4 protein-coding genes and 1 pseudogene are annotated in these 6345 nt (G+C 59.5%); 3 read left to right on the forward strand and 2 right to left on the reverse strand.

What is annotated here, in order from left to right; translation table 11 throughout:
- Positions 1 to 12 precede the first annotated feature (12 nt).
- The 3 genes and pseudogenes from NW820_RS05670 to NW820_RS05680 form a co-directional block, all read left to right on the forward strand.
- A pseudogene (locus tag NW820_RS05670) lies at positions 13 to 180 on the forward strand (tyrosine-type recombinase/integrase); the annotation flags it as partial.
- Between the two features lie 242 nt (positions 181 to 422).
- Entirely contained in the window at positions 423 to 4385 is a 3963-nt protein-coding gene (locus NW820_RS05675) for a magnesium chelatase subunit H (protein WP_414406920.1), read from the forward strand.
- A 108-nt stretch (positions 4386 to 4493) separates the two neighbouring features.
- Positions 4494 to 4868 carry a DUF6883 domain-containing protein gene (locus NW820_RS05680; protein WP_414330567.1) on the forward strand — a complete coding sequence of 125 codons (375 nt, stop codon included), beginning with the start codon at positions 4494 to 4496 and terminating at the stop codon, positions 4866 to 4868.
- Between the two features lie 269 nt (positions 4869 to 5137).
- Here NW820_RS05680 and NW820_RS05685 read toward each other — a convergent pair whose 3' ends face one another.
- Positions 5138 to 6007 (reverse strand): prepilin peptidase, encoded by an 870-nt coding sequence (locus tag NW820_RS05685; RefSeq protein WP_414406921.1) that lies wholly within the window; start codon positions 6005 to 6007, stop codon positions 5138 to 5140.
- A gap of 124 nt (positions 6008 to 6131) precedes the next feature.
- Positions 6132 to 6345: hypothetical protein (locus NW820_RS05690; RefSeq protein WP_414406922.1), on the reverse strand; the 214-nt coding region annotated here is incomplete at its 5' end.

The raw sequence follows: 6345 nt of genomic DNA on the forward strand, positions 1-6345 counted from the left end.
GTCGGGTAGTTTACTTGCCACACCTTCCGCCATAGTTTTGCCACTCATCTCCTGCAAAACGGCTACGACATCCGCACCGTCCAAGAATTGTTGGGCCACAAAGATGTCAAAACCACCATGATTTACACCCATGTGCTGAATAAAGGCGGGCGCGGGGTGAGAAGTCCATTGGATCCTTAGAAGGGGACGCTCTCTGGGGAAGGGATCCTCTTCCCCTTTACAGTACCTCAGCGATCATTGCGAATTATTACGACCTTGCCGCCATGCCCCCAGCAGGGATCCGTTTCTCTGGTAGAACGGGAAACAGACAATAGGGGATCCTGCCTATCGCGTCAGCGGGACGGAGTCCTTTCGCGTCAGCGGGACGGAGTCCTTTCCCCAGTTCACCCCATCTTTTGCATTGCACGACGGAGAGCGACCGCATGTTTACTCTGGTTAAGCCCATCACCCGCCACGTTACCCCTGCCGAGGTAGGGGATCGCCGCTTGATGAAGGTGGTGTATGTGGTGTTGGAGCCGCAATATCAGAGTGCCCTGACCGCAGCAGTGCAGCACATCAACGCCCACAACTCCAAGCTGGCGGTGGAGCTGTCCGGCTATCTGGTGGAGGAGCTGCGGGATCCCGCGGGCTATGAGGCTTTTCGGCGGGATCTGGAAACGGCCAATGTCTTTATTGGATCCTTGATCTTCATCGAGGACATTGCCCAGAAGGTGGTGCAGGCGGTAGAACCCCTGCGGGAACGGCTGGATGCGGTGGTGGTGTTTCCCTCCATGCCGGAGGTGATGCGCCTGAACAAGATGGGATCCTTTTCTATGGCGCAGCTGGGACAGTCCAAGAGCGCCATTGCCCAGTTCATGCGCAAGCGCCAGCAGGGATCCAACTTCCAGGAGGGGATGCTGAAGCTGCTGCAGACGCTGCCCAAGGTGCTGAAGTATCTGCCCTTCGACAAGGCGCAGGATGCCCGCAACTTCATGCTCAGCTTCCAGTACTGGCTGGGGGGATCCCGCGAGAACCTGGAGAACTTTTTGCTGATGTTGGCGGATCGCTACCTGCCGGGGATGCGGGGGCAGCTCTCCTTTGCCGAGCCGGTCACCTACTTGGAGATGGGCATCTGGCACCCCTTGGCGCCGCAGATGTTTGCCAGTCTGGCGGAGTATTTGGATTGGTACAACGCCCGCGAGGATCTGCCGCAGGACGTGAAGGATCCCTTGGCTCCCTGCGTGGGGTTGGTGTTGCAGCGCACCCACCTGGTGACGGGGGATGATGCCCACTACGTGGCCATGGTGCAAGAGCTGGAGTCGCGCGGGGCGCGGGTGGTGCCGGTGTTTGCCGGGGGTCTAGATTTCTCCAAGCCAGTGAACGAGTTTTTCTGGAACGCGCAGAAGACAGCGCCCATTGTGGATGTGGTCGTGTCGCTAACCGGGTTTGCCCTGGTGGGAGGGCCGGCGCGGCAGGATCACCCCAAGGCGGTGGAAGCGCTGCAACGGCTGAATCGCCCCTACATGGTGGCGCTGCCCTTGGTGTTTCAATCGACGGAGGAATGGGCTGCCAGCGACCTGGGGCTGCACCCGGTGCAGGTGGCTCTGCAGATTGCCATTCCCGAGCTGGACGGGGCCATTGATCCCATCATCCTCTCAGGGCGGGACGCGGCCACCGGCAAAGCTCACGCAATGCAGGATCGGATCGAGCTGATCGCGGCGCGGGCCATTAAATGGGCCAATTTGCGGCGCAAGCCCAAGCTGGAGAAGAAGATCGCCATCACCGTCTTCAGCTTCCCACCGGACAAAGGCAATGTGGGGACAGCAGCCTACTTGGATGTATTTGCCTCTATTCACCGGGTGATGCAGGCCCTGGCCCACAACGGCTATGACCTCGGCCCCGAGCTGCCCAAAACCCCGCAGGAGCTGATGGAGTCCATCCTGCACGATCCCCAGGCCCAGTACGCCAGCCCGGAGCTGAATGTGGCCGCCAAACTGTCGGTGCGGGAGTACGAGGCGCTGACACCCTACGTGAAAGCCATCGAGCAATACTGGGGGCCAGCGCCGGGGCACCTGAATACCGATGGGCAAAATCTGTTGATCTACGGCAAGCACTTTGGCAATGTGTTCATCGGGGTGCAGCCCACCTTCGGCTATGAAGGGGATCCCATGCGGCTGCTTTTTTCCAGGTCAGCCAGCCCTCACCACGGCTTTGCTGCCTACTACACCTACCTGGAGAAAGTTTGGGGGGCGGATGCGGTGTTGCACTTTGGCACCCATGGATCCCTGGAGTTTATGCCGGGCAAGCAGATCGGCATGTCGGGCGAGTGCTATCCGGATAATCTAATTGGATCCCTGCCCAACCTGTACTACTACGCCGCCAACAACCCCAGTGAGGCCACTATTGCCAAGCGGCGGGGCTACGCCTGCACCATCAGCTACCTGACGCCGCCGGCAGAAAACGCCGGCCTCTACAAGGGGCTGCAAGAGCTGCGGGAGATGATCGGCTCCTACCAAACCCTGCGGGAGGGGGCGCGGGGCATCGCCATCGTCAACGCCATCTGCGACAAGGCGCGGCTGGTGAACCTGGACAAGGATGTGGAGTTGCCCCAGGGGGACGCCGCCCAGTTGAGCTTGGAAGAGCGGGACAGGGTGGTGGGCAAGCTCTACGCCCAGCTGATGGAGATCGAGTCGCGGCTGTTGCCCTGTGGTCTGCACGTCATTGGAGCGCCCCCCACAGCAGAGGAGGCGATTGCCACCCTGGTGAGCATTGCCAGCATTGACCGCCCCGAAGAAGGGATCCTGGGTCTGCCGCGCATTCTTGCCCAAAGCCTGGGCCGGGACATCGATGAGATCTACCGCAACCGGGATCGGGGACACCTGGCGGATACGGAGCTGCTGGATCGCATCAACAAGGCCTGCCAGAAGGCGGTGGCGGCGCTGGTGCAGGAGCAGACCGACGCCCAGGGCCGGGTCGCGCGGGTGGCCAAGCTCAACTTTTTCAACATGGGCCGGCAAGCCCCCTGGTTGGCAGTCCTAAAAGAAGCGGGCTACCCCCAGGTGGATCCGGATCTTTTGAAGCCCTTGTTTGAATTTCTGGAGGAGTGCCTCAAGCAAATTACGGCAGATTATGAGCTGGGATCCCTGCTGCGGGCCTTGGAAGGGGAGTACATTTCGCCGGGGCCAGGAGGGGATCCCATCCGCAACCCCAATGTGTTGCCCACGGGACGGAACATCCATGCTTTGGATCCCCAGTCCATCCCCACGGCAGCCGCGATTAAGTCTGCGGAGATCGTGGTGGAACGGCTGCTGGCTCGCGAGATGAGCAGTAACGGTGGCCGGTACCCGGAAACCATCTCGGTGGTGCTCTGGGGCACCGACAACATCAAGACCTACGGGGAGTCGCTGGCGCAGGTGCTGTGTTTGCTGGGGGTGCGACCCAAACCCGATGCCCTGGGGCGGGTGAACAAGGTGGAGTTGATCCCCTTAGAGGAACTGGGCCGGCCCCGCATTGATGTGGTGGTGAACTGCTCGGGGGTGTTCCGGGATCTGTTTGTCAACCAGATGGACCTGATCGACCGGGCGGTGAAGCTGGCGGCCGCAGCGGTGGAGCCACCGGAGCTGAACTTTGTGCGCAAGCACGCCCTGCAGCAGGCAGAAGAACTGGGGCTGACGTTGGAGCAGGCGGCAACGCGGGTCTTTTCCAACGCTTCCGGATCCTACTCCGCCAACATCAACCTGGCGGTGGAAAACAGCTCCTGGGAGGACGAGAGGGAGCTGCGGGAGATGTACCTATCCCGCAAGTCCTTTGCCTTTGGCTCGAATCTGCCTAACCAGCAGATGCGGCAGCTTTTTGAAGCTAGCTTGAAGACGGTGGATGTGACCTTCCAGAACCTGGACTCCTCGGAGATCAGCCTGACCGATGTCAGCCACTACTTCGACGCGGATCCCACCAAGCTGGTGCAGAGCCTGCGCCCCGACGGCAAGGCCCCCTCGGCCTACATGGCAGATACCACCACGCCCAACGCCCAGATCCGCACCCTGAGCGAAACCATCCGTCTGGACGCCCGCACCAAGCTCCTCAACCCCAAGTGGTATGAGGGGATGCTCAAGCACGGCTACGAAGGGGTACGGGAGATCGCCAAGCGGCTGGTCAACACCTCCGGCTGGTCAGCTACGGCAGGCGCGGTGGACAACTGGATCTACGAGGAAACCAACGAGACCTTCATCAAGGACGAGGCGATGCGGCAGCGCTTGATGAACCTCAACCCCCACTCCTTCCGGCGCATTGTCGGATCCCTGCTGGAGGTGCATGGGCGTGGCTATTGGCAGACTTCCCAGGCCAATATCGAGCGTCTGCAGGAGCTGTACCAGGAAGTGGAAGACCGAATCGAGGGGGTGGAGTAATTAATATTAATATGGTTGTTTCAGGTTAGCGTGAGACGTCTGGGCTACTGTTCGCGCCAGCGGGACGGAGTCCTTAGACCTTACGTGAAGTCGGCAAAAGCTGCAACCATGGCCGGATCCTTGCCCAGGGCTTCTGAAGCAGCAGTGGATCCTGCCAAGTTCGTTGATTACTCTATGAATCCAGCTAATCCTGGAAATCAAGGCAAGTGGATTGCCTTTGCAGAGCTTGGCTATGATGTCAGTACACCAGAGGGAAGAAGGGTGGGATTTGCTCACATTCTGCAACAGGTTACTGCTGCTCTGCCTTGCGCCTTAGCCGGGGATCCGTTTCCAACACCCTATGGAAGCCGCTATCGAGTCAAGATTGAAATTTTGGGCCTCAATCAGAAAAAAGGCACTTTAGTGACCGTGTGGCAGGTTGATAAGGAAAGTTTAATCCCTCGTTTGGTCACCAATTGGCTAGAGGTACACAATGATGAGTAAAACCACTTCTAGAATCAAGCCATACAGTAGAGTCAAAACTGTGGCAGATGTCAAGGAGTATTTCAGCGAGACCACTATTCCTGCTGGAACTCAGGGATCCATTGTGGAATGTTACTCAGATCCCACTGAAGGCTATGCGGTTGATTTAGCGGTTCCGGATTTGAGCTTGGTAGGAGGTTTTCGATATTTTAATCTCATTCTTTTTCCCGATCAGTTTGAAGTCATAGATCCCGAAACATGAAGTATCCAATGTTGAATGGACGTTCCCTCTACCCCACCAATCCGGCCCAGCGTAGGTAGCCCTCCACCAGTTGGGATCCGGCTAGAGCGGCTACCCCTCCGCCCATAGCCAAGTAGGGGCCGAAGGGGATGGGCTTTCCCAGGCGGGCCCGCCCCTTGGTCATGGCCAGCAAGCTAGCCAGCAGGCCAAACCCGGAACCCAAAAGAAGGGCCACCACCACCCCCTGCCAGCCCAACCACATGCCGATCAGGGCCAACAGCTTGCCATCTCCCCCGCCCATAGCCTCCCGCCCCAAGACCCAACGGGCCAAGAGGCCAATGCCCTCCAGCAGCCAGAGGCCCAGCACAGCTCCTGCAATCCCTTCCACCAGTGACAGGCCTGTAGCGGCCAGGGATCCGGATCCCTGGAGCCACGGCAAGGCCAGGCGGGCCAAAAGCCCCACCACCAGGCCTGAACGGGTCAGCTCCTCCGGCAGCAAAAAGGTATCCAGATCGATGAGCGCCAGGGCCAACAGCCAGCTCAACAAGATGCAGGTGAGGATCCCTTGGGCAGAAAACCCCAAAGCGCCGATGCTGAGGGCAAACAGGCCCATTGTCAACGCCTCAACGGCAGGGTAGCGCCAGCTAATCTGCGCTCCACAATGGCGGCAGCGACCGCGCAGCAACAACCAGCCTAGGATGGGAATGTTCTCCGTGGGGCCCAGCGGCGTCTTGCAGCTTGGACAATGGGATCCGGGATAGAGCAGAGAAAGGCCCTGCGGCAGACGATAGACCACCACATTTAAGAAGCTGCCCACACAGGCCCCCAACACCAGCACCAGCACCCAGGCCAGTAGGCGCAGCTCCCAGATTCTGTTGGCGTCGGCGCTGCTCAGCCACATCATGCTCAGCCACATCATGCGAGCGTTGCGCAGTAGGGGAGAACCTCGAGCATGGCAGCGATTCCCATCGCGTCGGCGGGACGGAGTTCCCAAAAGCAGGAGAGGAAGGGGGGATCTGCTCTGTCAGCGCCGACCTTGTGCCTCACCGCAGCGGCTCCAACTGCTGCAGCGGAATAAAAGTTTCCTGGGGCAGCAGGATGGGGAACTCGGAAAAGATCAGATCCCCTCGCAGGGTACGGCGGTGGATGACTACTCCCCGCGGGGGTTGCTCCAGCACTTCCGGTCGATGCTGCAGATGAAATTGATAAATCTGGCGAGCCGCTTGAAGCAGAGCGCTGTCCATGAGCTGTTTTCCT

Origin of the sequence: Synechococcus sp. R55.7 (assembly GCF_047461955.1) — a bacterium.
Classification (GTDB): Bacteria; Cyanobacteriota; Cyanobacteriia; order Thermostichales; family Thermostichaceae; genus Thermostichus.